Source organism: Burkholderia sp. AU33803 (genome assembly GCF_002223095.1).
Classification (GTDB): domain Bacteria; phylum Pseudomonadota; class Gammaproteobacteria; order Burkholderiales; family Burkholderiaceae; genus Burkholderia.
On the sequence record NZ_NKFJ01000006.1, the window covers coordinates 603,767 to 625,537 of the forward strand.

20 protein-coding genes are annotated in these 21,771 nt (G+C 68.7%); 9 read left to right on the forward strand and 11 right to left on the reverse strand.

Annotated features, from left to right (window positions below):
• The first annotated feature begins 51 nt into the window (after window positions 1-51).
• Both CFB41_RS19965 and CFB41_RS19970 read left to right on the forward strand, forming a co-directional pair.
• Entirely contained in the window at window positions 52-420 is a 369-nt protein-coding gene (locus tag CFB41_RS19965) for a hypothetical protein (protein WP_089458932.1), read from the forward strand.
• 88 nt (window positions 421-508) lie between these two features.
• Window positions 509-1,126 (forward strand): glutathione S-transferase family protein, encoded by a 618-nt coding sequence (locus CFB41_RS19970; protein WP_089457637.1) that lies wholly within the window; start codon window positions 509-511, stop codon window positions 1,124-1,126.
• A gap of 128 nt (window positions 1,127-1,254) precedes the next feature.
• On the opposite strand, the gene CFB41_RS19975 is transcribed toward CFB41_RS19970, so the two are convergent.
• From CFB41_RS19975 to CFB41_RS19995, 5 genes are all read right to left on the reverse strand, one after another.
• Window positions 1,255-1,977, reverse strand: coding sequence for an HAD family hydrolase (locus CFB41_RS19975; RefSeq protein WP_089457638.1), 723 nt, complete (start codon window positions 1,975-1,977; stop codon window positions 1,255-1,257).
• 22 nt (window positions 1,978-1,999) lie between these two features.
• On the reverse strand, window positions 2,000-2,971 hold the full coding sequence (locus CFB41_RS19980) for an ornithine cyclodeaminase family protein (protein ID WP_089457639.1): 972 nt from the start codon (window positions 2,969-2,971) through the stop codon (window positions 2,000-2,002).
• 109 nt (window positions 2,972-3,080) lie between these two features.
• On the reverse strand, window positions 3,081-4,211 hold the full coding sequence (locus CFB41_RS19985) for a DSD1 family PLP-dependent enzyme (RefSeq protein ID WP_089457640.1): 1,131 nt from the start codon (window positions 4,209-4,211) through the stop codon (window positions 3,081-3,083).
• 128 nt (window positions 4,212-4,339) lie between these two features.
• Window positions 4,340-5,266, reverse strand: a complete 927-nt coding sequence (locus tag CFB41_RS19990; protein WP_089443222.1) for a LysR substrate-binding domain-containing protein — start codon at window positions 5,264-5,266, stop codon at window positions 4,340-4,342.
• 147 nt (window positions 5,267-5,413) lie between these two features.
• On the reverse strand, window positions 5,414-6,328 hold the full coding sequence (locus CFB41_RS19995) for an NAD(P)/FAD-dependent oxidoreductase (RefSeq protein WP_089457641.1): 915 nt from the start codon (window positions 6,326-6,328) through the stop codon (window positions 5,414-5,416).
• A gap of 157 nt (window positions 6,329-6,485) precedes the next feature.
• On the opposite strand from CFB41_RS19995, the gene CFB41_RS20000 reads away from it, so the two are divergent.
• The 4 genes from CFB41_RS20000 (at window position 6,486) to CFB41_RS20015 (ending at window position 12,360) form a co-directional block, all read left to right on the forward strand.
• Complete coding sequence (locus tag CFB41_RS20000) at window positions 6,486-6,926, forward strand: Rrf2 family transcriptional regulator (protein ID WP_089457642.1); 441 nt, start codon at window positions 6,486-6,488, stop codon at window positions 6,924-6,926.
• Between the two features lie 252 nt (window positions 6,927-7,178).
• Window positions 7,179-7,772, forward strand: coding sequence for a DUF2760 domain-containing protein (locus CFB41_RS20005; RefSeq protein WP_089457643.1), 594 nt, complete (start codon window positions 7,179-7,181; stop codon window positions 7,770-7,772).
• Window positions 7,769-9,610, forward strand: coding sequence for an Hsp70 family protein (locus CFB41_RS20010; RefSeq protein ID WP_089457644.1), 1,842 nt, complete (start codon window positions 7,769-7,771; stop codon window positions 9,608-9,610). Before CFB41_RS20005 ends, CFB41_RS20010 begins: the two co-directional genes overlap by 4 nt.
• Window positions 9,611-9,615: 5 nt before the next feature.
• Window positions 9,616-12,360: an Hsp70 family protein gene (locus CFB41_RS20015; RefSeq protein WP_089457645.1), complete on the forward strand. Its 2,745-nt coding sequence runs from the start codon at window positions 9,616-9,618 to the stop codon at window positions 12,358-12,360.
• Window positions 12,361-12,513: 153 nt separating this feature from the next.
• On the opposite strand, the gene ctlX is transcribed toward CFB41_RS20015, so the two are convergent.
• Both ctlX and CFB41_RS20025 read right to left on the reverse strand, forming a co-directional pair.
• Entirely contained in the window at window positions 12,514-13,518 is a 1,005-nt protein-coding gene (gene ctlX, locus CFB41_RS20020; RefSeq protein WP_089457646.1) for a citrulline utilization hydrolase CtlX, read from the reverse strand.
• Between the two features lie 59 nt (window positions 13,519-13,577).
• On the reverse strand, window positions 13,578-14,657 hold the full coding sequence (locus CFB41_RS20025) for an ornithine cyclodeaminase (protein WP_089457647.1): 1,080 nt from the start codon (window positions 14,655-14,657) through the stop codon (window positions 13,578-13,580).
• Window positions 14,658-14,954: 297 nt separating this feature from the next.
• Between CFB41_RS20025 and CFB41_RS20030 the strand changes: the two genes are divergently transcribed.
• Together CFB41_RS20030 and CFB41_RS20035 are read left to right on the forward strand one after the other, a co-directional pair.
• The gene (locus tag CFB41_RS20030; RefSeq protein ID WP_039354504.1) at window positions 14,955-15,386 is read left to right on the forward strand and encodes an Lrp/AsnC family transcriptional regulator; all 432 of its coding nucleotides are present in this window, start codon (window positions 14,955-14,957) and stop codon (window positions 15,384-15,386) included.
• 389 nt (window positions 15,387-15,775) lie between these two features.
• A complete protein-coding gene (locus CFB41_RS20035) occupies window positions 15,776-16,474 on the forward strand; it encodes an isoprenylcysteine carboxylmethyltransferase family protein (protein ID WP_089457648.1) in 699 nt (232 codons plus the stop codon).
• Between the two features lie 107 nt (window positions 16,475-16,581).
• On the opposite strand, the gene CFB41_RS20040 is transcribed toward CFB41_RS20035, so the two are convergent.
• Genes CFB41_RS20040 through CFB41_RS20055 form a run of 4 tightly spaced genes read right to left on the reverse strand, consistent with a single transcriptional unit; the run spans window position 16,582 to window position 20,191 of the window.
• Window positions 16,582-17,175 carry a peroxidase-related enzyme gene (locus CFB41_RS20040; protein WP_089457649.1) on the reverse strand — a complete coding sequence of 198 codons (594 nt, stop codon included), beginning with the start codon at window positions 17,173-17,175 and terminating at the stop codon, window positions 16,582-16,584.
• Window positions 17,172-17,702 carry a CMD domain-containing protein gene (locus CFB41_RS20045; RefSeq protein ID WP_089457650.1) on the reverse strand — a complete coding sequence of 177 codons (531 nt, stop codon included), beginning with the start codon at window positions 17,700-17,702 and terminating at the stop codon, window positions 17,172-17,174. The genes CFB41_RS20040 and CFB41_RS20045 overlap by 4 nt, the downstream gene beginning before the upstream one ends.
• 45 nt (window positions 17,703-17,747) lie before the next feature.
• Window positions 17,748-19,178 (reverse strand): NAD(P)-binding domain-containing protein, encoded by a 1,431-nt coding sequence (locus tag CFB41_RS20050; protein ID WP_089457651.1) that lies wholly within the window; start codon window positions 19,176-19,178, stop codon window positions 17,748-17,750.
• A complete protein-coding gene (locus tag CFB41_RS20055; protein WP_089457652.1) occupies window positions 19,175-20,191 on the reverse strand; it encodes a LysR family transcriptional regulator in 1,017 nt (338 codons plus the stop codon). The genes CFB41_RS20050 and CFB41_RS20055 overlap by 4 nt, the downstream gene beginning before the upstream one ends.
• Window positions 20,192-20,546: 355 nt before the next feature.
• Between CFB41_RS20055 and CFB41_RS20060 the strand changes: the two genes are divergently transcribed.
• Window positions 20,547-21,740, forward strand: a complete 1,194-nt coding sequence (locus tag CFB41_RS20060) for an ABC transporter substrate-binding protein (RefSeq protein WP_089443208.1) — start codon at window positions 20,547-20,549, stop codon at window positions 21,738-21,740.
• Window positions 21,741-21,771: the final 31 nt, after the last annotated feature.

The window sequence follows — 21,771 nt, forward strand, 5'->3', positions numbered from 1 at the left end:
GTCAAGGTCGAGGCGCGGCAGCCCGTCGCGTCCGTCACCGAAGGGGACAGCATGAGTGCGCAACAGCAGTTGTATCTCGCGGTATTTCTCGGGACCAAGGATAGCCCGGCGATGAAGGCGTGGATGGCGTTGCCGGACGAGGCGCGACGCACGCGCGAGCGTGACGGCATCGCCGCATGGCATGCGTGGGTCGACCGGCATCGCGACGCGATCGTCGAGATGGGCGGCCCGCTCGGCAAGACGAAGACGATCGATGCCGCCGGCGTCACGGACACGGCGAACGCGATGAGCGGCTTCACCGTCGTGCGGGCGGCCTCGCACGAAGCCGCGGCCGCGCTGTTCGAAGGCCATCCGCATTTCACGCTGTTCCCGGGCGTGGCGATCGACGTGATGCCGATACTGCCGATTCCCGGCGCGTGAACGACGCGCGAGGCCCGGCGCCGTGTATCGGCGATGCGCCGCGGCCGGCAGGGGGACGCTTTCCCGATATTCTGGATGGAGACTGGCGATGAAGCTTTACGGATTTGCCGGCACCCGCTCGCAACGCGCGCTGTGGGGGCTGAAGGAGCTGGATGCCGATTTCGAGTTCATCTCGGTGAACCTGCTTCAGGGCGAGCACAAGCGGCCCGAATTCCTGCGCCTCAATCCGGCCGGCAAGGTGCCCGTGCTGGTGGACGGCGACCTCGTGATTCCCGAATCGGCCGCGATCGTGCTGTATCTCGCGGACAAGTACCCGGAGAAGGCGCTGCTACCGGTCGATCCGGCGCTGCGGGCCGAGGCTTACCGGTGGGTCATGTTCGCGGTGACGGAGCTCGAGCAGCCGCTGTGGCGGATCACGCGGCACTCGTTCATCTATCCGCCGGAGAAGCGTTCGCCGGCCGATATCGAGCTGGCGCGCGAGGATTTCAGGACGATGGCGGCGATCCTCGACAAGCATCTCGAAGGGCGCGCGTTCATCGTCGGCGATTCGCTGACGGTGGCCGATTGCGTGACGGCTTACCTGATCGACTGGGCGGGCGAGTGCAACCTGATCGAATCGTTTCCGCAGTTGCGTGCGTATCTCGAACGGCTGTATGCGCGGCCGAAGGCACCGCAGCGGATCGCGGACGCGCGCAAGGCGGCGTGAATGGGCGCCGGCCGGTCATGCGTTGCACCGGCATGGCCGACCGTTACGCTGGTGCGCTCGGCGAGCGCCAGTCGGGCCGCGCTTCAGGATGGTGAACCGTGCGTCGCGAACGCGGCGCACGCAAGTGCTCACGCCACGTCGTCAGGCCCGCCAAGCATGCGACACAGCATCGACAGGTCGCTGAGCGTGACGTGCGGCGTCGCGGCCTGCTGCTGCACGCGCTCCGCTTCCCGGTGCGTATCGCGCACCACCCACGCCGCCTGCAGCCCCGCGTTCAATGCGCCGACGATATCGAGGTGGTAGTCATCGCCGACATGCAGCAATTCCGCCGGTGGCACGTCGAGCGCGTCCGCTGCCGCATGGAAGATCCCGGGCTCCGGCTTCGCGACGCCGAACGCCTGCCCACTGAGCGTCGCACGAAAGAATTCGCCGCCGCCGGTGAGCCGCAGATCCGCGTTGCCGTTGGTCACCGCGATCAACGGAAACCGCGCGCTCAACCACGCGAGCGCCGGCAACGCATCTTCATAGAATTCGACCCGGTTGCGTGCGGCATAGAAGGCCGCGTACGCACGGTCGGTGAGCGCGACATCTTCGTTCGCGCGCTCCAGCGCAAGCCGGATCGAGCCGATTCTCATCGCGCGGAAGTCGCCGGCGAGGTCGGGGCACAATCGTTCGTATTCCTCACGCAAGTCGCTCAGCGCCTGCTGCGTGGGCAGCACCCGCTCGGTACCGGGCGCGTGCTCGATCAGCCACGTGCGAAGCTCCCCTTCGGCCCGTACGACGGATGGCCCGAACGGCCACAGGGTGTCGTCCAGGTCGAACGAGAGCGCGGAAACTTGGGTGAGACGCATGGAGGTTGACGGGGCGTTTCGTTTACCAGGGCCACGGAATGGCGATTCCGGTGCCGTTTTCGAGGGCCTGCCGATACAGGAAGCGTGCGACGGTCAGGTCCTGCAGCGCGAGCCCGGTCATGTCGAAGACGGTGATCTCGTGCGGCGCGCGGTCGACCGTCGCGGTTCCCGCGAGGATGTCACCGATTTCCGTGCGTGGCAAATCCGGCGCCCACTGGCACTCGCCGATGCTGCGCGCCTGGTCGTGATCGTCCACGACAATCCGCGCGCGTTCCAGCACACTAGCCGGCAACTCGCGCTTGCCGGCGGTGTCGGCGCCCACGCAGGTCAGGTGGGTGCCCGGCTGCACCGCATCCGCATCGAACAGCGGGCCGCCGCCGGGCGTTGCCGTGATCACCACGTCGCTGTTGGCCACCGCGTCGTTCCGGTCGCGCGCCACGCCGATCGTGCATCGTTCCCGGAAGGCCGATTCGAACACCGGGTCGGGCTCGCCGCTGGCGCTCACGTACTGCACGGTGCACCGTTGCGGCAGCAGCCCGAGTGCATAGTCGAGCTGGACGCGCGCCTGCACGCCGGTGCCGAACACGCAGATTCGCGTGCTGTCGCGTCGCGCGAGCAGTTGCAGACCGAGGCCGCCGGCGGCGCCGGTTCGCGCGGTGGTGATCGCATTGCCGTCCATGATGCATAGCGGTCGGCCCGTGGCCGGGTCGAACAGCGCGACGGTGGCCTGATGCGGTTCGCCGCCGAGCCCGCGGTTGCCGGGCCAGAATCCGGCCGCCTTGAAACCGAGCAGGTCCTGATTCGCGACGTCGCCGGACTTGATGCCGAACACGCCGCCGGTGTGCAGCTTCTCGCGCACCACCGGGAACACGCGTCCGGCCCGTTGACTGTGCAGCACGAAGGCTTCGCGAACGGCCGCCGTCACTTGCGCGGCCTGAAGGGCGGGCGCGACGGTGTCGCGGTCGAGAAGCAGGAGTCGGGCGTCGGTCGGCATGTTCGGGCAAGCGCTCTCGGCGCCAGGCAAATCGGGTTGATTTAAAGTTTGTCCAGATTTGGACAAATAGTCAATTCGTCGAAGGGGCGTCGCGGGTGCGCGGTTGTGCTCACCACCCGTAGAAGCGTGGCCACGTCTGCGCGCCGCCTGTAGCGCCGATCGCCTGATACTCGGGATGTTGCGCCCCGGTGGCGCACGCGTGATTCGGCAGGATGCGCAGGCGGGTGCCGATCGGAAACCGCTGCGCGATGCCCGCGTCGGGCGTGCCTGCCCGCGACACGATTCCGTGCTCCTGGTTGGCGGCGCTCATCACGTAGTCGCCGAGCACGTTGCCTTGTTCGGTGCAAACCTGCCCGTAGCCGAAGTCGTGCGCCTGACGCTGCGTGCCGCGGTCGCGGCTCATCGCCATCCAGCCGGCGTCGACGATCGCCCAGCCTTTCTCTTCCTGGTGGCCGATGACGGTGGTCAGCACCGACAGCGCGATGTCGGACAGGTCGCACACGCCGATGTTGTGCATCACGAGGTCGAACATCACGTACACGCCGGCGCGCACTTCGGTCACGCCTTCGAGATGTTCCGCCGCGAGGGCGGTGGGGGTCGAGCCGATGCTCACGACCGGGCAAGGCAGGCCGGCAGCCCGAAGGCGCTCCGCCGCCTGCACGGTGCGGCTGCGTTCCTGCTCGGCGATCGCCGCCAGTGCGTCGGGCGTGTTGTATTCGTAGCTGGAGCCCGCGTGCGCGAGCACCCCGCCGAGCACCATCCCGCCGTCGACCAGTGCGCGGCCCACGTCGATCAGCAGGTCGGCGTCGGGCGGAATCCCCGAGCGGTGGCCGTCGACGTCGACTTCGATCCACACGTCGAAGCGCTCGTCGTGTGCCCGCCCGAATTCGGCGATCGCGTGCGCGGCCGGCAGGCTGTCGGCGACGAGCTTCAGGTCGCAACCCTGCCGGCGCAGCGCGAGCGCCTGGCCCAGTTTCGCGGGCACCATGCCGACGGCGTAGACGATGTCCCGGATCCCGTGCGCGAAAAACTGTTCGGCTTCCTTGAGTGTCGACACCGTGATGCCCTGCGCGCCGGCCGCGATCTGGGCATCGACGACCTGGGTGCATTTGGTGGTCTTGACGTGCGGCCGGAACCTGACGCCGAGCGCGTCCAGATGGGCCTGCATGCGGCCGATGTTGTGTTGCATGCGGCCGACGTCGATCAGGGCGGCCGGGGTGTTGAGGGTTTGAAGGTCCACGATGCGTTGCCTCGGAGGGTTGCCGATGCGAACACTGTAGGGCTGTGGATGAATTTCGGGTTTAACGGATCGCTAATCCGGCATTAAAGCTTGTTTAATCCAAAGGATCGCATGGATCGTGGCGCCGCTCACGCGTTGCCACGCCACGGCGGCGGGCTGAGAAACCGCGTTGCGGCTTCGAGGAACACCCGTTGCCGCGCGGAACGGCCGGTGCGCGACGGCAGCAGCGCCGTCACGGGGGCGGGCGGCAGGTGCCAGTCGGGCAGCAACCGCACGAGCTTGCCGTTCGCCAGCAGCGGCGCGACGTCCCACTCGGAGCGCTCGACGATCCCGAGCCCCGCCAGCGCCCATTCCGTGATGACGGTGCCGTCGTTCGACGACAGCGCGCCGCTGACGCGGATCACGGCGGACCGGCGCGGTTCGCCCTTCACGTCGCCGCCTTGCGAGAAGCGCCAGCGCGGGATGTCCTCGTCGTTCTCGCGCAGGCACAGGCAGTCGTAGCGGGCCAGGTCGGACGGATGGTTCAATTCCTTGATACGGCGCGCATAGGCGGGGCTCGCGCACAGAAAGCGGTCATTCGGCGCGAGCGGATACCCGATCCACGACGACGACTTGAGGCTGCCGACGTGAACGACCACGTCGGCGCCCGGCGCGCTGGTCAACGGGCTCTCCGACAGGTGGAGCGCGATGTCGAGCTTCGGATGCGCGCGCTGCACGTCGCGCACGATCCGCGCGACGTACTTGCGGCCAAAGCCGAGCGGGGCGACGACGCGCAGCGTGCCGCGCACGTCGCCGTGGTCGCCCGAGATGCTGACCGGCAGCGCCTCCACGCGCTCGAGGATGTCGACGGCTTCCTGGTACAGGCGCTGCCCTTCGTCGGTCAACGCGATCCCTTTCGGCTGCCGCACGGCGAGCCGGGCGTTCAGTCGCGCTTCCATCCGCTGCAGGCGAATCGTGACCGCGGGCGGCGTGAGATCGAGCAGCCGCGCGGCCGCGGCCAGCGAGCGTGATGTTCCGATCGCGCGGACGAGTCGAAGGTCGTCGAGGTCGAGCATTTCATGTCTCTTAATGCTGGGTGTGCCGAACATTAAACCGCACATCGCGACGCGAATCCATCGATGCGGCGGTGGATCGCGTCGGTCGCGCATCGAATCGGATTGCCCGGCCGCTTCGAATCACACGGCCCGCGACGCCATGCACCGTTACCGGCCGAGCCCGACAATCAGCGACCGGTGCGCGGCGACCCCGGCCATCACGCCCGACGCCGATGCGAACGTTGCGTTGGTCATCGGCGTCGACGCGTCGCCGGCCGCGAACACGCCGGCGACGCTCGTCTGCTTCATTGCATCGACGCGCACGACCGGGCCGAGCGGCCCGTCGTCGAACGCACAGCCGAGCTGCTGCGCGAGATCGCTCGCCATCGCCGTGTGTGCGCCGACGAACAGCGCATCGATCGGCACGACCTGCCCGTCGGCGAGCCGCAACGCATCGATTCGCGGCGCATCGCCGAGGATTTCCACGACCGGCGACCGTTCGATGCGCACGCCGCGCGCATCGAGCAACGCGGCTTCTTCTTCGTTCGCCTCGACTACACCCTGCGTGAACCACGTCGTCGGGCCCCAGTCCGGAATCAGGATCGCCTGATGCACCGACAGCGGATGCGTGGCGAGCACGCCGAGCCGCTGGCCGCTCACCTCGTATCCATGGCAGTACGGACAATGCAGCACGCTCACCCCCCAGCGTTCCGCAAGCCCCGGCAGCGCGGGCAGTTCGTCGCGGATACCGGTCGCGAGGATCAACCGGTCGGCGCTCGCACGGCTGCCGTCGGCGAGCGTCACGTGGAAGCGGCCGTCCGCATCGCGCTCGGCCTTGAGCACGTCGCCTGCGATCCGCTGCACGGTGGGGTACGCGGCGAGCTGCGCTGCGGCTTCCTCGACGATGTGCGCGGGCGGCTTGCCGTCCTGCCCGAAAAAACCGTGCGCGTGCGCGGCAAAGCGGTTGCGCGGCCGGCCGGCATCGATCACGAGCACGCGGCGGCGCGCCCGCGCAAGCTGCATCGCGGCCGACAGCCCCGCAAAGCTGCCGCCGATCACGATCACTTCATGATGGTCCTGCATGCACCGACTCCTTTCCTGAACCTGCGTGAATGACGGACGTGCTCCGACGGTGGTCGACTCAAACTCAACCCAACTCACGAAACACGAGAAGTTGCATGATAGGGCGATGGTATCATTCACGCAACTTCAAAAGTTTCGAGAGAGGGGAGCGCCGCCCGTGAGAACCGATAGCCGCTTGTCGCGGATGCTGCATGCGCTGATCCACATGGATCAGGCCGACGGCCCGATGACGTCCGAAGCGATCGCGACGATGCTGGGCACCAACCCGGTCGTCGTGCGGCGCCTGCTCAGCGGCTTGCGCGACTGCGGCTACGTGCAGTCGGAGAAGGGGCATGGCGGCGGCTGGGTGCTGAGCGTCGCGCTCGACGACATCACGCTGCTCGACGTCTATCGCGCGGTGGGCGAGCCGCCGCTGTTCTCCGATCTGGTGACCGACGACGAGGCCGAATGCCTGGTCGAGCAGGCCGTCAACGCGCACCTGTCGGCCACGCTGAAGGAGGCCGAGACGACGCTGCTCGCCCGCTTCGGCGAAGTCACGCTCGGCATGCTGTCGCGCGATTTCGAGGCGAAACACGCGAAGCGGCGCAAGCCGCGCTGACGCGCCGCAGCATCGCGGCCGGGCGTCGCGCAAAGCGCACGCCGACGCGGCCGAAAACGCTGCACCGCGATGTTCTGTCCCCCAACTTCTGCCCGGTTCGCCCGCCACAGGGCAAAATACGGGTTTTCCGCACCCGCGAGGGCGCGACCGAATCACGCGCCGGTCGGCGGCGGTGCGCCATCCGCACGCCGTCGCCCGGCGCCCAGGCAAGAAACGCTCGCCCTGTCGCGAGCCCACAGGAGTCCAGACCCCATGCCCGAATCCAACCTGTCCTTCTTCGGCCGGCTGTCGCTGGCCGTCGGCACGTTCTTCTCCGTGCTCGGTAACCGCGAGTTCGCGGCCGGCGTGCTGCGCGTGCGCGATGGCGCCCCGGCACCGGTCGCGCCGGCCCCCGCCGCGGCTCCCACGCCGGCCCCGGCGCCTGCCGCCGCGCCCGTGAAGGCGCCGGCGCCCGAGCTGCGCGAAGCGAGCCCGCAGGCTGCGCTGCAACTGCTCGGCCTGCTGCAGCGCGATGCGCGCTTCATCGACTTCGTCGAGGAAGACATCGCCGGCTACGCGGACGCCGACATCGGCGCGGCCGCACGCCTCGTGCACGACGGCTGCCGTGCCGCGCTGCGCGAACACTTCACGATCGTGCCGGTGCGCGACGAAGCCGAAGGCAGCCGCGTGACGCTGCCGGCCGGCTTCGACGCGACGGCCGTGCGCGTGACGGGCAACGTGGTCGGCGCCGCGCCGTTCACGGGCACCGTCAGCCATCGCGGCTGGCGCGTGGCCGACGTGCGCCTGCCGAAGCTGACGGGCAGCCATGACGCGTCGGTCATCGCACCGGCGGAGGTGGAACTGTGAGCGATCCGCGCTATTCGATCGGTATCGATCTCGGTACCACCCACTGCGCGCTGTCGTACGTCGACAGCGCCGCGAGCGACGGCGAAACCATCACGCAGCAGGTGCTGCCGATCGCGCAGCTCACCGCGCCCGGCGCGCTGGAGTCGCGCGACCTGCTGCCGTCGTTCCTCTACCTGCCGCATGAGAGCGAACTCACGCAGGGCGACCTGACGCTGCCGTGGACGGCCTCGCGCGGCTTCGCGGTCGGCGAAATGGCCCGCACGCGCGGCGCCGGCACGCCGATCCGCCTCGTGTCGAGCGCGAAGAGCTGGCTGTGCCATCCGGGCGTCGACCGCCGCGCGGCGATCCTGCCGAGCGATGCGCCGCCGGAAGTGGCGCGCGTGTCGCCGCTCGAAAGCTCGATCCGCTACCTGACGCACCTGCGCGAAGCGTGGGACCACGCGCATCCCGACGCGCCGTTCGCCGATCAGGACGTGACGGTCACGATCCCCGCATCGTTCGACCCGGCCGCGCGCGAGCTGACGGCCGAGGCCGCCCGCGCCGCCGGCTACTCGCGGATGACGCTGCTCGAGGAGCCGCAGGCCGCGCTGTACAGCTGGATCCAGAAGAGCCAGGGCGGCTGGCGCAAGCAGGTGCAGGTCGGCGACCTGATCCTGTGCGTCGACGTCGGCGGCGGCACGACCGACTTGTCGCTGATCGCGGTGGTCGAGCGCGACGGCAATCTCGAACTGCATCGCGTGGCGGTCGGCGAGCACATCCTGCTCGGCGGCGACAACATGGACCTCGCGCTCGCGCATGTCGTCGCGCGCAAGCTCGCGCAGCAGGGCACGCAGGCCGATCCGTGGCAACTGCGCGCGCTCACGTACGCATGCCGTTCCGCGAAGGAAACGCTGCTGTCCGACCCGACGACCGACGCGGTGCCGCTCGTCGTGCCGAGCCGCGGCTCGAAGCTGATCGGCGGCTCGATCCGCACGGAGCTGACGCGCGCGGAACTCACGCAGACGATCCTCGAAGGCTTCTTCCCGCAAGTCGACGCGGCCGCGCGCCCGGTGAGCCGCGCGCGCGTCGGCCTGACGCAGCTCGGCCTGCCGTATGCGCAGGACGCCGGCATCACGCGCCATCTCGCGGCGTTCCTCGGCCGCCAGGTCGCGGCGCTCGATTCGCTCGAAGGCGTGCAGCGCACGCTGCCGCAGGGCGCGACGTTCCTGCATCCGACCGCCGTGCTGTTCAACGGCGGCGTGTTCAAGTCGGCGCTGCTCACGCAGCGCGTGCTCGATACGCTCAATAGCTGGCTCGCCGCCGAAGGTGCGCCGCCCGCGCGCCTGCTCGAAGGCGCGGATCTCGATCTCGCGGTCGCGCGCGGCGCCGCGTACTACGGCTACGTGAAGCGCGGCCGAGGCGTGCGCATTCGCGGCGGCACGGCGCGTGCGTACTACGTCGCGATCGAATCGGCGATGCCGGCCGTGCCGGGGCTCGAACCGCCGGTGCAGGCGCTGTGCGTCGCGCCGTTCGGGATGGAGGAAGGCTCGGACGCGGCGCTGCCGCCGCAGGAGTTCGGCCTCGTCGTCGGCGAACCGGTGCAGTTCCGCTTCTTCGGTTCGTCGGTGCGGCGCCAGGACCAGGTCGGCACGCTGCTCGACTACTGGTCGCCGGAAGAGCTGCAGGAGCTGGAAGAAATCCAGGCGACGCTGCCCGCCGAAGGGCGCACCGTCGGCGAAGTCGTGCCCGTGAAGCTGCATGCGCGCGTGACCGAAGCCGGCACGCTCGAACTCGAGGCGATCCCGAGCGGTACGGACGAGCGCTGGAAGGTCGAGTTCGACGTGCGCGGCGCCGCCTGAGCGCGATGAAGCGCTATACGGTCGGGATCGACCTCGGCACGAGCAATACGGTCGTCGCGTACGTCGAGGCCGGTTCCGACGCGATCCGCGTGTTCGACGTCGAGCAGCTGGTCGGCCCCGGCGCGGTGGCGGCACAGCCGCTGCTGCCGTCGGTGCGCTATCACCCGGCGGCGGGCGAGCTGCCGCCGGATACGCTGCGGCTGCCGTGGGCGGCCCAGCAGAAAGCGAGCGCGACCGGTGCGACGCCGGCCGTGATCGGCCGCTACGCGCGCACGCTCGGCGCGCAGGTGCCGGGCCGGCTCGTGACGAGCGCGAAGAGCTGGCTGTCGCACGCGTCGGTCGACCGGCTCGCGGCGATCCTGCCGTGGGGCGCGGCCGACGGCGTCGACAAGGTGTCGCCGGTCGATGCGAGCGCGAGCTATCTCGCGCACGTGCGTGACGCATGGGATGCCCGTTTTCCCGATGCGCCGCTCGCGAAGCAGGACGTGATCCTGACGGTGCCCGCGTCGTTCGACGACGGCGCGCGTGCGCTGACGGTCGAGGCCGCGCGGCGTGCGAAGCTGCCCGCGCTGCGGCTGCTGGAAGAGCCGCAGGCCGCGTTCTACGACTGGCTGTACGGGCAGCGCGACACGCTGCGCGAGACGTTTGCCGCTGCGCGCCGCGTGCTGATCTGCGACGTCGGCGGCGGTACGACCGATCTCACGCTCGTCGATGTCGCGCCGGGCGGCGACGGCGAGCCGACGTTCACGCGCGTCGGCGTCGGCAACCACCTGATGCTCGGCGGCGACAACATGGACCTCGCGCTCGCGCGCCTGGTCGAGTCGCGGCTGACCGAGCCCGGCACGCGGCTGTCCGCCGCGAGCCTGTCGCAGCTCGTCGAGCGTTGCCGTGCCGCGAAGGAGCGGCTGCTCGGCGACGATGCCCCCGAATCCGTCAACGTCACGCTGCTCGGCGCGGGCAGCAAGCTTGTCGGTGGCGCGCGTTCGGCCGAGCTGACGCGGCAGGAAGTCGAGCAGATCGTCGTCGACGGTTTCTTTCCGCAGGTCGAAGCCGGTGAACTGCCGCGCCGTGCGCGTGCCGCGATCGTCGAATTCGGGCTGCCGTATGCGAGCGACGCGGCCGTCACGCGGCACGTCGCCGCGTTCCTGAACCGTCATGCGGAAGGCCCGCTGCCCGACACGCTGCTGCTCAACGGCGGCGTGTTCCGCGCGGGCGCGCTCGCCGGCCGTCTCGCGCAGACGCTCGGCGCGTGGCGCGGTGCGCCGCTCGACGTGCTGCACAACGCGCATCCGGACGTCGCGGTCGCGCGCGGCGCGGTGGCCTACGGGCTCGCGCGCGCCGGGCATGCGCCGCGCATCGGCGGCGGTTCCGCGCGCAGCTATTTCCTCGTGCTCGACGATGGCGTCGAAGGCGCGGCCGCGCGTGGCGTGTGCCTGCTGCCGCGCGGCACGGAGGAGGGCCACGAGATCCGGCTCGACGATCGCACGTTCGCGCTGCAACTCGGGCAGCCGGTGCGTTTCCACCTCGTATCCACGGTGGCCGACACCGCATACCGGCCCGGCGATCTCGTCGATCTCGACGGCGGCGATTTCGTGCGACTTCCGCCGATCGCGACGGTCGTCGACGCGAAAGCGGGCGGTGATGCGCGCGAAACCCCGGTGAAGCTCACCGCGTCGCTGACGGAAGTCGGCACGCTCGAAATGCACTGCATCGCGACCGACGATGCGGCGCGCCGCTGGCGGCTCGAATTCCAGTTGCGCGGCGATACGCCCGCGCAGGGCGACGACGCTGCGCTCGCGCGCCATCCGCGGCTCGACCAGGCGCTCGAACTCATCGAGCGCTCGTTCGGCAGCAAGGCCGCCGGTGTCACGCCGAAAGACACGCGCCGGCTGCGCGCGCAGCTCGAGCAGGTGCTCGGTGCGCGCGAAGAGTGGGACGTCGCGCTCGCGCGTGAATTGTTCGACGCGTTGCTTGCGCGCGCGCGGCGCCGCCGGCGCTCGGCCGATCACGAACGTGCGTGGCTGAACCTGGCCGGCTATTGCCTGCGTCCGGGCTTCGGGCATCCGCTCGATGCATGGCGCATCGAGCAGCTGTGGCCGCTGTTCGACGACGGGATTCAGTATGTGACCGACGCTCAGGTGTGGTCGGAGTGGTGGACGTTGTGGCGGCGCGTGGCCGGCGGCCTCGACGACGACGCGCAGACGCAGGTGCGCGACGCGATCGCGTTCCTCGAACCGACCGACGACAAGCGGCGCAAGCTGCCGTTCGATCCGGGCAAGGTCGGGCCGGCCGACATGACGCGATTGTCCGCGTCGCTCGAGCGGCTGCCCGTCGAACGCAAGGTCGAGCTGGCCGAGCGGTTGATCGCGCAATTGCAGAAGCCGGCCGAGCGCACGCTGTGCGCGTGGGCACTCGGACGCATCGGTGCGCGCCGGCCGTTCTACGGCAGCGCGCACAGCGTCGTGCCGGCGGAAGTCGCCACCGGCTGGCTCGATGCGCTGTTTGCGCTCGACTGGAAACAGGTCGAGCCGGCGGCGTTCGCGGCCGCGCAGATCGCGCGGATGACCGGAGACCGTTCGCGCGACCTGCCGGACGACACGCGCGAGGCCGTGATCAAGCGCCTGTCGGCCGCGAATGCATCGGCGGCGTGGATCGACATGGTGCGCGAGGCGATCGCGTTCGACGAAGCCGACACGGTGCGCGTGTTCGGCGAAACGCTGCCGGCGGGGTTGAAGCTGCTGGCGGGGTGAGCAGCCCGGTGTGCTCCGGCATCATTCGGATACCGGAGCATTGCGTGGCGTTGCCGATGCGGGCCGGCGCTCGCCGATTCAACGTTCTTCGAATACGCAAACGGCTGCCGTTGCATCGCATCGGCAGCCGTTTGTGCGTTGTGAGCCCGTCGGTCACATCCGTGGGATCGTCTCGCATGGCGATGCGGCCAATTCCGCGGCTATCACGTTCGGCGCCACCGCCCGCCGCGCCAGATGAATCCCCGCCAGCATGCAGCGCACCGAGCCACCGGCCAGTTCGATCGTCGGCACATCGAGCGGCAGCAGCCGTGCCGAACGCTCGATCGTCGCGCGCTGTACCGGCGTGAGGCAGTCGTACGCGCGCTGCGACAGTGCGAGCACACGCCCTTCCTTGCCCGACAATTCCAGCGTATTGCCCGCGAAATTCGCGATCTGCGAGGCATCGAGCGCGATCACCGTGCGGCCCGTTTCGGCCAGCCGTTGCGCGATCTCGTCACGACGACGGCGGTCGGGAATGAGTTCGAGGCCGACCATCGCGAACTCGGTCGCGACGCTCATCATCACGTTCGTGTGATAGATCGGCTTTCCGTTCGCATCGGCCGTATCGAAGCAGATCGGCTCGAAATTGAAGTTCGTGCAGAAGCGCTCGAGCGCGACCGGATCGGCGCGGCGCGAACGCGCGGTGTACGCGATCCGCGCGACGTGGTCGAGCACCATCGCGCCGGTGCCTTCGAGGAACACGTCGTCGTATTCGAGGCCCGAGTAGTCGATCACGTCCTGCACGCGGTACTCGGCCTTCAGCATCTCGATCACGTCCGCGCGCCGCTCACGGCGCCGGTTCGCGCTGAACATCGGATAGAGCGCGACGTGGCCGCCCGGATGCGTCGAGAACCAGTTGTTCGGGAACACGGAGTCGGGCGTGTCGCGCTCGCCGTGGTCGTCGAACACGTGCACGCGCACGCCTGCATCGGCGAGCGTCCGCGCGGCGGCCGTGACTTCGTCGCGCGCGGCGGCCGATACCGACGATGCGTCTGGTGTGCCACTGCCGGTCGCCGCGCGCTGGAACGCGTTGTCGGCCGCGGTCTGCGGGTTCGGCAGGAAGCGGTGCGGCCGGATCATCACGACGGCGGCCGGTGCCTGGATCGATACGAGATTCATGGAAGGCAGGAACGAAAGGCAACGGGCCGGGCGGCGCGCGGGCCGCCCGGGGATGACGGTCAGCGCGCGAACGCGGCGACGGCTTCGGTCACGTACGCCGCGTGACCCTGCGCGATCGCGGCCGGGTCGTCGATCAGCGCGAACAGGTTCTTCGGGTCGACGGCCGGCGGAATCAGCGCGATCTCGACGCCCGCGTTGTGCTGCTGCGCGAGCGCATACAGGTAGCGCAGCGCCGAGTAATCCTCGAGCGCGAAGCCGACCGAGTCGAACACCGTGACTTCATCCGCGCGTTCGCGGCCGGTCGTCTCGCCCTGCAGCACGCGCCACAGCTCGGTGACGGGGAAGTCGGCCGGCATCTGCTGGATCTCGCCCTCGATGCGCGACTGCGGCTCGAATTCGACGAACACGCGGCCCGCCTGCAGCACACCGGCCTCGAGTTCGGTCTTGCCCGGGCAATCGCCGCCCACGGCGTTCAGGTGCATGCCGGGTTCGATCATGTCGGCCGTGACGATCGTCGCGTAGGCCTTGTCGGCGGTGACGGTCGTCACGATGTCGGCGCTGCGCACGGCGTCGGCGGTCGACGCGGCGCGCACCACGCGCAGCGCTGGGTAGGCGGCGAGGTTCTGCACGAGCTTGTCGGTCGCGTGCGGATCGACGTCGAACACGCGGATTTCGTCGATGCCGAGCAGCGTGTGGAACGCGATCGCCTGGAATTCGCTCTGCGCGCCGTTGCCGATCAGCGCCATCGTCCGTGAATCGGGGCGGGCGAGGGCTTGCGCGGCGAGCACGGACGTCGCCGCCGTGCGCAGCGCGGTGGTCAGCGTGAGTTCGGCGAGCAGCAGCGGGTAGCCGGTATCGACTTCGGCGAGCGCGCCGAACGCCATCACCGTGTGCATCCCGCGCGCGGCGTTGACGGGGTGGCCGTTCACGTACTTGAACGCGAACAGCGATGCGTTCGCGACGGGCATCAGTTCGATCACGCCGTCGCGCGAGTGGCACGCGACGCGCGGCGACTTGTCGAAGTCGGCCCAGTGCAGGTAATCGGCGCGCAGCGTGTCGACGAGCTCGCGGAGGAACGTCGTGACGCCGGTCTGGGCGATCAGTCGGGCGGTGGCGGGAACGTCGAGGAAGCGGGTCATGCGTTTGTCTCCATATGCTCAGTGCCGGTACGGGTGTCCCTGGCGTTCTGGTCGACCGCGCGGTGCTTCGGCGCGCGTCCCGGCTTGCTGGAAGCGGCGGTGCGGCACATCTCGCCGGTCGATAGCGTCATTATTTCGGCGAGTCGAGCCAACAAAAAGACGGCAAAAGTGGCAGATTTATCGATAGACTTTGCAAATTGCTGGCCAGATATGGCAGTTTGACCAAGTTGCGCGGGTCGGTAGGCGAAGGCTCCGGCACGCTGGCGGCCGGTTCACGTTCAACAGGAAGGCTCGTTCATGATCACGCTCGACGACGTCGACCGGCAGCTCATCGCGCTGCTGCGCGACAACGCGCGACTGCCCGTCGTCGCGCTGGCGAAGGAATTGCGCGTCGCGCGCGCAACCGTGCAGAACCGGCTGACGCGGCTGGAGAAGCACGGCGTGATCGTCGGCTATACGGTGCGGCTCAAGCCGGCGGCCGAACGGCACCGGATCCGCGCGCTGATGTCGATCGCCGTGCAGGGCAATCGCGGCGCGGAAGTGGTGAAGGTGCTGCGCGGGCATCCGAACGTCGCGTCGATCCACAGCACCAACGGGCGCTGGGATCTCGTCGCCGAACTCCATGCCGATTCGCTCGAGCACTTCGATCGCGTGCTCGGCGCGATCCGGCTGATCGACGGGATCGCGAATACCGAGACGAGCATTTTGCTGTCGACGCACAAGGCGTGATGCGGGCGGGGCGAGCTGGCTGCATTGCCGCCAAAGCGCCCGGCCGCGGCTGGATCGGTCACGTAGCGGTGGCGAATCAAGGCGGTCGGCGCGGAATGTGCCGCGTCGCGCCGTTGTCCGATTTCGATTTCAATCACGACATCGCGAGCTGAAAGCGGGCCGGTGTTTCACCCGGCGTAACAGCCAATCGTTTGCGCACGACGGAGATGATCCTGTGCGCGCGGCGCGCTGTCTGGCTTCAGCATCCCGGTTTGACCCATGGCTCGGGAAATACGCTAATTAATGTCAGAAAGTCAAAACTTTGCCACTCGGTAGTCGATCGGGCGTGCTAGTCTGAAACGGTAATGCGAGGTAATGCAAAAGTCCTTAATAAATTACAAATCAATAACATGGCACAAGCGATACGGGATGCAAGGGGACGGGGAACGTGCGCGCCAGGTACGCCGGCAGGGCACGTGACGGCCAGCGACGAATCGGAGCGGATCAATCTGATCGAGCTCGGCGCTCGCGTGTGTTCGGTGACGGTGCTGGGCCTGTTTGCCTATGCGATCTATCTGCAGTGGCGAGTGAACCCGGGCCGGATCACGCTGATCCTGCTGCTGGTTTCCGCCGTACTGACCGTCGGATTCTCGGCTTTTGCAAAATTGCCCAGACGACGCGACTGGCATCCCGTCTCGGTGTGTTCTGCGATCGGCGGTTCGTTCTATTGCCTCGCCTATCAACTGACCGCCAGTACCCACCTGATTCCGGAGTGGGCCGGGGGCGGCTTTCAAATTATCGGGATTGTGTGGCAATTGTTCGCCAAGCTGTCGCTGGGGCGCTCGTTCGGTCTGCTGCCGGCCAACCGCGGGGTCGTGTCGTCCGGTGCGTACCGCTTCGTGCGTCATCCGATCTATGCCGGTTACCTGCTGTCTGAAATCGGTTTCCTGCTCAGCAATTTCAGTATCCGAAACCTGGTCACGATCGGCGCCTGGATGCTGTTGCAGATCGGGAGAATCGTGCTGGAGGAACGTGTGCTGTCAGAAGACGAAGCTTATCGTGCGTACAAGTCGCAGGTTCGATATCGACTGATTCCGGGCGTGTTCTGACGGGCATGCCGAAAGCTCGCCATGCCCGACCCTAGGCGACGCGCCTGGGCGTGAGACCCGGCGCAGCCTTGCACGCCGGTTCACGTCAGGTCAGCGCCCCGGAAGGGTCAGGCGCCGGCCGCCGATTCCGCAAACACCGGCTCGCCCAGCGTCAGCATCAACCGGTTCGCCCACGCGAAGATCGCGACCGCGTGCGACAGGTCGAGAATCTCCTCATGCGTCAGCCCTTCGGCTTCCAGCGCGGCGATATCGCCCGCGTCGACCGTGTCGGGCCGCTCCGTCAGCGCAATCGCGTAGCGAATGATCGCGCGTTCGCGCGCCGTCGTGCCGGCCGTCGCCGGATCGTCGAACACCTGCTCGATCGCATCGGTGCGCTTCGCGAGCTGGGTAAAGCGCTGCGCATGCACGGACGCGCAGTACACGCAGCCGTTCACGCGCGACACGGCCGTGCTCGCCAGTTCGCGCTCCGCGCGCGACAGTCCGCCGGGGCCGTACATGATCGCGTTGAAGACGCCCGAGCGTTGCCGCAGGATCTCGGGAAGATGGACGAGCAGCAGGTAATAGTCGGACGTCTTCGCTTGCGAGTGGCTCGCTTCGAGCACGGCCAGCTGATCGGGCGTCGCGGCATCGAGCGACACGGTGTCGAGCCATGCCCGCCAGCCGAGCGTGTCGGACGTGAAGCCGTGAGTGGTCGTCGTCATGTGGCCTCCGTTGCAGCACGTGCCTGAAGCGCCTGCGCGGCCACCGCGACGCGCAACTGATACGCGACGAACGCCACGAGCTGCGACAGCGCGACGATCGCGGGCGTCGTGAGCCCGGCCGACTTCAGCGCGTCGAGATCGGATGGCCGTGCATCGACCGGCGAGTGCGTCAGCAGGCGTGCATGCGACAGGATCGCGCCGAGGCGGCGGGGCAAGGTGTCGAATGCATCGGCGTTTGCGCGGGCGATATCGTCGAGCGTGCCGCCTGCATCGAGCAGTCGTGCGCGATAGGTGTCGGCCAGCACGCGAGCGTTTGATTTTTCTGCAACATACCGCGCCGCGTGCAGTCGTTCGATCAACGAAAGATCGGGCAACGCGGGATCGAGCAGCGCCGCTTCGCTCAGCCGCGTATGGCGCAGCACCTTGTCGCGTGCGCGACGCAGCGCGGCGACGGCGTCGCCATCGCGCAGGCCGGCCACCGCGTCGATCGTGTCCGGCGCATCGGCCGGCGTGATGGATTCAGTCATCGTTTCGGGTTCCCTTCGTCGTCAATGTGATCGATGGACGCGCGCTCATGCGTCGGCGTCGTGCCATTCGTCGCCCTGCAGTTCGGCGTTCGCGTACGCGACGAGCGCGTCGTAGTGGCGATCGCGGTCCGCGTCGAACAGCCGGCTCGCGATCCCGCGCGCGAGCCGCCTGGCGCCCGCGCTGATGGCCGGGATATCGCCGGACAGCTTGCCGTGGCTCAGGCTCGCCGCATGGTTGAAGCAGTGAATTCGCGTGATGGCCGCGCATGCGCCGGGCTCGCGCTCCTGGAACGCGAACGCGGGGCCGAGATCGGGCGACTCGGCGAGCTCGTCGATCCACGTGCCCGGCTCCGGTCGATAGCGGTCCTTCCAGCGCCGCACCTGCGCGCCGAACGACGCGAATTCCGCGCGCGTCGTCCAGTCCGAATGAAAGCCGGTCGCGAAGATCAGGAAGTCGACCGTGTAGCGGCCGCGCGGCGTCGTCACGTCGAGGCCGTCCGCATGTTCCGCGAGCGTCTCGATCGGGCTGCCCGCATGAAAATGCGCATGTGCGTGACGCGACACGCGCAGCACGCTGTCGCGCGGCGGCGGCGTCTGCGACGTCAGCGCGTAGTGCATGAAGCGCCACTTCGTCGCGTCGTCGAGATCGGCGTAGCCGTGCACGAGGCCCGGGCTGCCGATGCCGGTCAGCTTGTTGATGCGCGGAATGTCCGTGCGGCGGAAGAACAGGTCGACGCGTGCGGCGCCGGCTTCGAGCGCGGTGCCCGCATTGTCGAATGCGGATGCGCCGGCGCCGACCACGCCGATGCGCTTGCCCGCGAGCGCCGCGAAATCGATCGGCTCGGACGAATGGGCCCAGCGCGTGCGCGGCGCGCGTTGCGCGACGGGCGGTACGTACGGGCCGCCGAGCCCGTCGCGGCCGGTGGCGAGCACCACGTGCCGCGCGAGCAGCGTCTGCGCTTCGCCGTTGCCGCGCACGTCGAGTGCGAGCAAGCCGTCGTCGCGCGGGCGCAGCGCGACGAGCGTGGTGTCGTTGCGCACCTGCAGGTCGAGCACGCGCCGGTACCAGCGCAGGTAGTCCATCCATTGCGTGCGCGGAATCTTGTAGAGCGCGTCCCACGCGTCGCGGCCGTATTGCGCTTCGAACCACGCGCGGAACGTCAGCGCGGGCAGGCCGAGCGCGGGCCCCGCGAGCTGCTTCGGCGAGCGCAGCGTGTCCATCCGCGCGAAGGTGACCCACGGGCCTTCGTAGCCGGCCGGCGCGCGGTCGATCACGCACTGGTTGTCGATGCCGAGCAGGCGCAGTTCGGCGGACGCCGCGAGCCCGGCCATGCCGCCGCCGACGATCGCGACGTCGAGCACGCGTGTGCCGTCGGCCTCGCGCGGCGGCACCCACGACGGCGCGGGCAGGTCGAGCCAGCGCAGGTCTTGCGCGAGCCGGGCTTCGAGTGCGTGCAATTGATCGGTCGTTGTCATGCCGCCTCCGGGCGGGTCCGGCGTGCACGCGTCGTGCGGGTTGCCGCACGCGGCGCACGCTCGGCGCGCAGCCGGTCGCCGCGCAGCAGCGCGTCGTGCGCGGCGGCGTCGTGGAAGATCACGTCGTCGAGCAGCGCGCGCGTCGTACGGTGCAGCGCGTCGAGCAACGCATCGACGGCGGACGTGCGTGCCTTGCCGGCCGGCGTCGCGACGCCGAACGCGAACGGGATGTCGACGTCGAGCGGGCGCGCGACGACGCCCTCCACCGGCAGTGCGACGCCCGTGGCCGGATCGACGATGCCGATCCCGATGCCTGCACGCGCGGCCATGACCGCATTCAGCGACGCATTGGTTTCGATGAACACGCGTGCATCGACCCGCGCGGCCGCGAATGCCGCATCGATCCGCTGGCGCAGCCGGTGGCGGTTCGCGACCGTCACGATGCGGCGGCGCGCGAGGTCGCGCAGCGCGATGCGCGGCTGCGCCGCGAGCGGATCGCCGGCGGGCAGCACGGCCACGCACGGCGTCTGCGCGATCCAGTGCACGTCGAGCCCCGCGTGCGCCATCGGCAGCGTGACGACGCCGACATCGGCCGTGCCGGCCAGCACCTCGTGCACGACATGCTCGGCCGATTCGCTGCGCAACTGGTAGTGGGGCGCCTGCGCATCGTCAGGCAGCGCGGCGAGCGCGGCCGGCACGAGCGTGGCCGCGAGCGAAGGGGTTGCCGCGATGCGCACGGGCTCGGCGCTTTCATCGCCGAGCGCCCGGGCGCGCGCCTCGATCGCACGCAGGCCGACCAGCGAGCGTTCGACTTCCTCGTAGAGCAGGAATGCGCGCCGCGTCGGCGTGACGCGCGGGCCGTGCCGGTCGAACAGCGCGTAGCCGAGATCGGCTTCGAGCTCCTGGATCTGCCGCGTGACGGCCGGCTGCGACCGGCCGAGCAGCTCGCCCGCGCCGGTCACGCTACCTGCCGACATGACCGCGGAAAAGGCTTCGAGTTGATGCAGCTCCATGACACCTTCCGATGATGCGATTTGCGCATTGTAGGAGTGTGAGCATGCGTGATTCATATAATGATTTTTGCTATCGACAGCGCGAAAGCTGCGAAGCGCCCGATCGTTGCGATAGACGATCGCGCGTGCTTGAACGCGGGTTGCGATCGGCGCCGTGAACGAAACACCAATCGAATCAAAGCGATGCGATGCATGCCTTCACATCGCGCGACGCAGGGTGTGCAGACGAGCGTTCGCGAGCAGCAACCCCTTCGCGCCGCGCACGATATCGATATGCGCAAAACTTCGTTGGATCGTCCTGAACCGGGTGGTTACATGCCCTCACTCTTTTCGACTGACTGAAGCTGGGGGACGCATGAACGTTTCGGGGAACGACGCACGCGGCGCATGGCGGCGCGTGCTGGGCACGGTGGCGGCGCTCGCTGCCGCATGGGGCTTGTCGACGGGCGGTGCGCTCGCGGCAGGCGTGTCGGGCGAGCCGGTGGTGATCGGCGTGAGCGGTCCGCTCACGGGCCAGGACGCGCAGTACGGCGAACAATGGAAGCGCGGCTTCGATCTCGCGCTCGACGAGATCAACGGCAGCGGCGGCATTCACGGCCGGCCGCTCGCGGTCGACTTCCAGGACAGCCGCAGCGATCCGCGCCAGGCGGTGGCGATCGCGCAGAAGTTCGTCGCCGATCCGCGCATCGCGATCGAGCTGGGCGATTTCTCCAGTGCGACGTCGATGGCCGCATCGCCGATCTACCAGCGCGGGCAGCTGATCCAGTTCGGCTTCACCAACTCGCATCCGGATTTCACGAAGGGCGGTGACTATCTGTGGAGCACCGCGCTGAGCCAGGCCGAGGAGCAGCCGCTGCTCGCGCGCTACGCGGTGAAGGAACTCGGCTTCAAGCGGATCGCGGTGCTGTACCTGAACACCGACTGGGGCCGCACCAGCAAGGACATCTTCGCGAAGGCCGTGACGGGGCTCGGCGCGCAGGTCGTCGCGGCCGAAGGCTATCAGCCGGCGGAGAAGGATTTCCGCTCGACGCTCGTGCGCATCGGCGAATCGAAGCCCGATTCGATCGTGCTGATCTCGTACTACGCGGACGGTGCGCAGATCGTGCGCCAGGCGCGTACATCGGGGCTCACGCTGCCGATCGCGGCGGTCGGTTCGGTGTACTCGCCGAAGTTCCTCGAACTGGGCGGCACGGCCGTCGAAGGCGTCTATACGGAATCGAACTTCTTCCCGGCCGAACCGCGCCCCGAAGTGCAGGCATTCGTGCAGCGCTATCGCGCGAAATTCCACGCCGATCCCGATTCGTTCGTTGCGCGTGCATACGATGCGCTGATCCTGTCGGCGGAAGTGCTGCGCCGCTACGGCACGACGCGCCAGGCCGCGCACGACGGCTTCGCAAAAATCAGCGACGTGCCGAGCGTAATCTTCGGCAAGGTGCGCTTCGATCCGCAGACGCGTCGCGTCGCGGGCGCACGCACCGTGTATCTGGTCGTGAAGCAAGGGCAGTGGGCGCTGTGGGACGGCGCGAAACCGCAGCTCGCCGCGCGTTGAGCCCGGCCCTGAACAGCATGCATGTAACGGA

What these genes read in the sequence shown, in the direction of transcription:
- CFB41_RS20025 (WP_089457647.1), bottom strand. Translation starts at nt 14,657, where the DNA reads ATGACCCGCTTCCTCGACGTTCCCGCCACCGCCCGACTGATCGCCCAG.
- CFB41_RS19970 (WP_089457637.1), top strand. Translation starts at nt 509, where the DNA reads ATGAAGCTTTACGGATTTGCCGGCACCCGCTCGCAACGCGCGCTGTGG.
- CFB41_RS20040 (WP_089457649.1), bottom strand. Translation starts at nt 17,175, where the DNA reads ATGACGACGACCACTCACGGCTTCACGTCCGACACGCTCGGCTGGCGG.
- CFB41_RS19975 (WP_089457638.1), bottom strand. Translation starts at nt 1,977, where the DNA reads ATGCGTCTCACCCAAGTTTCCGCGCTCTCGTTCGACCTGGACGACACC.
- CFB41_RS20030 (WP_039354504.1), top strand. Translation starts at nt 14,955, where the DNA reads ATGATCACGCTCGACGACGTCGACCGGCAGCTCATCGCGCTGCTGCGC.
- CFB41_RS20055 (WP_089457652.1), bottom strand. Translation starts at nt 20,191, where the DNA reads ATGGAGCTGCATCAACTCGAAGCCTTTTCCGCGGTCATGTCGGCAGGT.
- CFB41_RS19965 (WP_089458932.1), top strand. Translation starts at nt 52, where the DNA reads ATGAGTGCGCAACAGCAGTTGTATCTCGCGGTATTTCTCGGGACCAAG.
- CFB41_RS20050 (WP_089457651.1), bottom strand. Translation starts at nt 19,178, where the DNA reads ATGACAACGACCGATCAATTGCACGCACTCGAAGCCCGGCTCGCGCAA.
- CFB41_RS19990 (WP_089443222.1), bottom strand. Translation starts at nt 5,266, where the DNA reads ATGCTCGACCTCGACGACCTTCGACTCGTCCGCGCGATCGGAACATCA.
- CFB41_RS20035 (WP_089457648.1), top strand. Translation starts at nt 15,776, where the DNA reads ATGGCACAAGCGATACGGGATGCAAGGGGACGGGGAACGTGCGCGCCA.
- CFB41_RS20015 (WP_089457645.1), top strand. Translation starts at nt 9,616, where the DNA reads ATGAAGCGCTATACGGTCGGGATCGACCTCGGCACGAGCAATACGGTC.
- ctlX (WP_089457646.1), bottom strand. Translation starts at nt 13,518, where the DNA reads ATGAATCTCGTATCGATCCAGGCACCGGCCGCCGTCGTGATGATCCGG.
- CFB41_RS20005 (WP_089457643.1), top strand. Translation starts at nt 7,179, where the DNA reads ATGCCCGAATCCAACCTGTCCTTCTTCGGCCGGCTGTCGCTGGCCGTC.
- CFB41_RS20060 (WP_089443208.1), top strand. Translation starts at nt 20,547, where the DNA reads ATGAACGTTTCGGGGAACGACGCACGCGGCGCATGGCGGCGCGTGCTG.
- CFB41_RS19995 (WP_089457641.1), bottom strand. Translation starts at nt 6,328, where the DNA reads ATGCAGGACCATCATGAAGTGATCGTGATCGGCGGCAGCTTTGCGGGG.
- CFB41_RS19980 (WP_089457639.1), bottom strand. Translation starts at nt 2,971, where the DNA reads ATGCCGACCGACGCCCGACTCCTGCTTCTCGACCGCGACACCGTCGCG.
- CFB41_RS20045 (WP_089457650.1), bottom strand. Translation starts at nt 17,702, where the DNA reads ATGACTGAATCCATCACGCCGGCCGATGCGCCGGACACGATCGACGCG.